This window comes from Nocardioides sp. (genome assembly GCF_036274455.1).
In the GTDB taxonomy this organism is placed as follows: domain Bacteria; phylum Actinomycetota; class Actinomycetes; order Propionibacteriales; family Nocardioidaceae; genus Nocardioides.
Genome location: NZ_DASUFR010000201.1, coordinates 1 through 4047, shown reverse-complemented (window position 1 = coordinate 4047; position 4047 = coordinate 1). Strand labels below are relative to the sequence as shown.

Annotated in this window: 3 protein-coding genes; 2 read left to right on the top strand and 1 reads right to left on the bottom strand. The window is 71.5% G+C overall.

What is annotated here, in order from left to right; genetic code table 11:
- Positions 1-1622, bottom strand: a 1622-nt coding sequence (glmS, locus tag VFV89_RS19885; protein ID WP_329707712.1) for a glutamine--fructose-6-phosphate transaminase (isomerizing), incomplete at its 3' end; no start/stop codon positions are given.
- Positions 1623-1689: 67 nt separating this feature from the next.
- Between glmS and coaA the strand changes: the two genes are divergently transcribed.
- Together coaA and VFV89_RS19875 are read left to right on the top strand one after the other, a co-directional pair.
- On the top strand, positions 1690-2667 hold the full coding sequence (gene coaA, locus VFV89_RS19880) for a type I pantothenate kinase (RefSeq protein WP_329707711.1): 978 nt from the start codon (positions 1690-1692) through the stop codon (positions 2665-2667).
- A gap of 39 nt (positions 2668-2706) precedes the next feature.
- Positions 2707-3927: a protein kinase domain-containing protein gene (locus VFV89_RS19875; RefSeq protein WP_329707710.1), complete on the top strand. Its 1221-nt coding sequence runs from the start codon at positions 2707-2709 to the stop codon at positions 3925-3927.
- Positions 3928-4047: the final 120 nt, after the last annotated feature.

The window sequence follows — 4047 nt, the reverse complement described above, 5'->3', positions numbered from 1 at the left end:
ACCATCTTGTCGTGGAGCTGGTCGCGCCCGTGCGGTGGCACGACACAGAAGACCGGCATCCCGTCCTCGATCAGCGCGATCGGTCCGTGCTTGAGCTCGCCGGCGGCGAAGCCCTCGGCGTGCAGGTAGGCCAGCTCCTTGAGCTTCAGCGCTCCCTCGAGGGCCACGGGATAGCCGGCATGGCGGCCGAGGAAGAGCACCGACCGGCTGTCGACGTGGTCGCGCGCCAGGGCGTACACCTCCTCGGCCTTGCCGAGCACCGTCTCGATGTGGCCGGGCATCTCCTCGAGCTGGTCCATCACCTGGGAGATCTCGTCGCCGAAGCGGGTGCCCTTGACCTGCGCGAGGTAGAGCGCGAGCAGGTAGCAGGCCACCAGCTGGGTCAGGAACCCCTTGGTCGAGGCGACGCCGATCTCCGGGCCGGCGTGGGTGTAGATCACGGCGTCGGACTCGCGCGGGATCGTCGAGCCGTTGGTGTTGCAGATCGCCAGCACCTTCGAGCGCTGGGTCCGGGCGTGCCGGATCGCCTGCAGCGTGTCCGCCGTCTCGCCGGACTGGGAGATGGCGACCACCAGCGTCGAGTAGTCGAGGATCGGGTCGCGGTAGCGGAACTCCGAGGACAGCTCGACCTCGACCGGCACCCGCGTCCAGTGCTCGATGGCGTACTTGGCCACCATGCCGGCGTAGAACGACGTCCCGCAGGCCACGATGATGATCTTGTCGATGTCGCGCAGCTCCTGGTCGGAGAGCCGCATCTCGTCGAGCTGCAGGAGCCCCTGGGCCGTACGCCGGCCGAGCAGCGAGTCGGCGACCGCCCGCGGCTGCTCGAAGATCTCCTTGCGCATGAACCAGTCGTGGCCCTCCTTCTCGGCCGCCGACAGGTCCCAGTCCACGTGGTAGCGCCGGCCCTCGACCGGGACGCCGCGGAAGTCGGTCACCTCGACACCGCTGCTGGTGATGGTCACGACCTGGTCCTGACCGAGCTCGAGGGCCTCCCTGGTGTAGTCGATGAACGCCGCCACGTCGGAGCCGAGGAAGTTCTCGCCGTCGCCGAGCCCGACGACGAGCGGCGAGCTCCGCCGCGCCGCCACCACCCGCGTCGGGTCCAGCGCGTCGACCGCGACCAGCGTGAAGGCGCCCTCGAGCTGCTGGCAGACCCGCTGCATCGCGACGGTCAGGTCGATGCCCGACTCCAGCTGGAGCTCCAGCAGCTGCGCCGCCACCTCGGTGTCGGTCTCCGAGACCATGACGTGGTCGTCGGCCTCGATCCGGGCCCGCAGCTCGGCGAAGTTCTCGATGATGCCGTTGTGCACCAGCGCGACCCGTCCGGCGTCCCGCCCGTTCAGGACGGCCATGTGGGGGTGCGCGTTGAGGTCGTTTGGCGCACCGTGGGTGGCCCAGCGCGTGTGCCCGACCCCCGTCGTCGAAGGCGGCAGCGGCCGGTCCGCGATGGCCTTCTCGAGGTTGGCGAGCTTGCCCGCCTTCTTTGACACGGCGAGCGCACCGTCGCTGACGACGGCGACACCGGCGGAGTCGTAGCCGCGGTACTCCAGCCGCCGCAGACCGCCCAGCACGACGTCCTGGGCCTGCCGGGGCCCGACGTACCCGACGATCCCGCACATGGGCCGCGAGTCTACTGAGCGCAGGCCGCGCGCCCGGGCAGGGCGGGCGGCTGACAGACTCATCTGCATGCCCAACGGGGGCCACGACGGTGGCCTGGACACCACCCGCGAGGCCTCGCCGTACATCGAGCTCGACCGCGGCGCCTGGGCCGAGCTCGCCCACGAGGTCGAGGACCCGCTCACCCAGGACGAGATCACCGCACTCCGCGGTCTCGGCGACCAGCTCGACCTCCGGGAGGTCCGCGAGGTCTACCTGCCGATCAGCCGGCTGCTGAGCCTCTACGTCGAGGCGGCCGGACGGCTGCACCGCGACCAGGAGGAGTTCCTCCACCAGGACACCCCGCCGCGCACGCCGTTCGTCATCGGCCTGGCGGGCTCGGTGGCGGTCGGCAAGTCCACGACCGCCCGGGTCCTCCAGCACCTGCTCGCCCACTGGCCCGAGCACCCCAACGTCGCCCTGGTCACCACCGACGGCTTCCTCTACCCCAACGCCGAGCTCGAGCGGCGGGGGCTGCTGCAGCGCAAGGGGTTCCCGGAGTCCTACGACCGCCGCGCCCTGCTCCGCTTCGTCGTCGAGATCAAGTCCGGCCGCGACGAGATCGCGGCGCCGGTCTACGACCACCTCACCTACGACGTGGTGCCCGGCGAGAAGGTGCACATCAAGCACCCCGACATCGTGATCATCGAGGGGCTCAACGTCCTCCAGCCCGCGCGCGTGCGTGACGACGGCCGGACCGGCCTGGCGGTCAGCGACTTCTTCGACTTCTCGGTCTACGTCGACGCGAAGACCTCCGACATCCGCGACTGGTACGTCTCCCGCTTCCTCCGCCTCCGCGAGACGGCCTTCCGCGACCCGCAGTCCTACTTCGTGCGCTACGCCTCGCTCTCGCACGACGAGGCGGTGGCCGAGGCGATGCGGATCTGGGACTCGATCAACGGCCCCAACCTGACCCAGAACGTGCTGCCGACCCGCTCCCGGGCCACGCTCGTGCTGCGCAAGGACGCCGACCACTCCGTCCGCTACGTGCGGCTGCGGAAGATCTGACCGACCGGTCCGACCGTGCTTCGTGGTTCTATACGCAGCGTGGCTTCTCCCGCGCGCACGGGCGGTGGGCGCCCGGGCGACCTGCGCGACCGGCTGCAGCAGTACGGCGCGCTGTCGCCGGCGCCGGCGCTCCGGCTGGTCGCCCGGCTCGGCGCCGACCTCGGGGCGATGCACAAGCAGGGCCGCGTCCACGGAGCGGTCGAGCCGGGCAACGTCATCCTCCACACGGCCGCGAACGGCAGCCTCCTCGGCCACCTGCGCGACGCGCCGAGCGAGCGCCCCCAGGACGCGGCGTACCTGCCACCCGAGCGGCACCGCGACCCGGCGGCGACCGCACGCGGCGACGTCTACTCCCTCGGCTGTGTGCTCTGGGCCTGCCTGACCGGCGCCCCGCCGTACTCCGGGGCCGACCACCGGCTGCGCCTCGCCGACGGCGAGCCCACACCTCCCCAGCTCGAAGCCCTGCTCGAGGGGATGCTGCGCCAGGAGCCGGCCGACCGGTTCAGCTCCGCGGCCGAGATCGGCCGGGAGGCGGCGTGGATCGCGGACCGGATCGACCCACCACCGCCGCCAGCCACCCCCGAGGCCCGCTCCACAGTCGCGTCCTCGTCGTCCTGGAAGAACTTCGGCATCGTCGGGGTCGTCGGGGTGGCCCTGTTGGCCATCGCCATCGGCGGGTACGCCATGGTGAACCTCGCCAACAGCCCCGCCGAACCGCCGGCAGTGGCCGCGGTGGCGGAGACCCCGACCCCGCCACCCACGCCCACCCCCACCCCGACGCCCGCGCCCGTGGTCGAGAAGAAGACCTTCACCTGCTGGGACGGCCGCGTGAAGAAGTCGCGCAAGAAGTGCCGCGAGCCGCACGGCGTCCGCGGCATCTATTGGGTCTTCCCGCTGCTGGAGGATCAGAACTGCCGGCCGCGCAACTCCGACCCCACCCCCGGCCGGCGGACGCTCGTCGAGTGCTACTTCTACGGCCAGCAGGTCCGGCTCGACGTCTCACTGTGGCGCGACACCGCCACCGGCACCGCCAACTACACCGCCAGGCTGGGCCACCCGTCCGACTCCCACGGCAAGTACCGCTGGGACGGCCGGATCGGACGCCACGGCTACCGGCACCTGACCGCCTACCTCTGGACCAGGCACGCCTACAGCGTCGCGGTCTACGCCACCAGGCCGGTCCTCGGCCGCGCAGTCGAGAAGTCCGGCTACACCTCCCCGATCCCCGACCGCCGCTACTACGGCTCCCCGAACGACTGAGTTTGGGCTCGGGTTTGGGTCTGGGTCTTCGTTCGCGGCTCCGTCAGCGGGCCGGGGGACGTGGAGGCCCGGCGGGCGGGATCCACCCCTCCGCTCGTCCCTCGCTCCGGGGGGCCAGTC

What these genes read in the sequence shown, in the direction of transcription:
- coaA (WP_329707711.1), top strand. Translation starts at nt 1,690, where the DNA reads ATGCCCAACGGGGGCCACGACGGTGGCCTGGACACCACCCGCGAGGCC.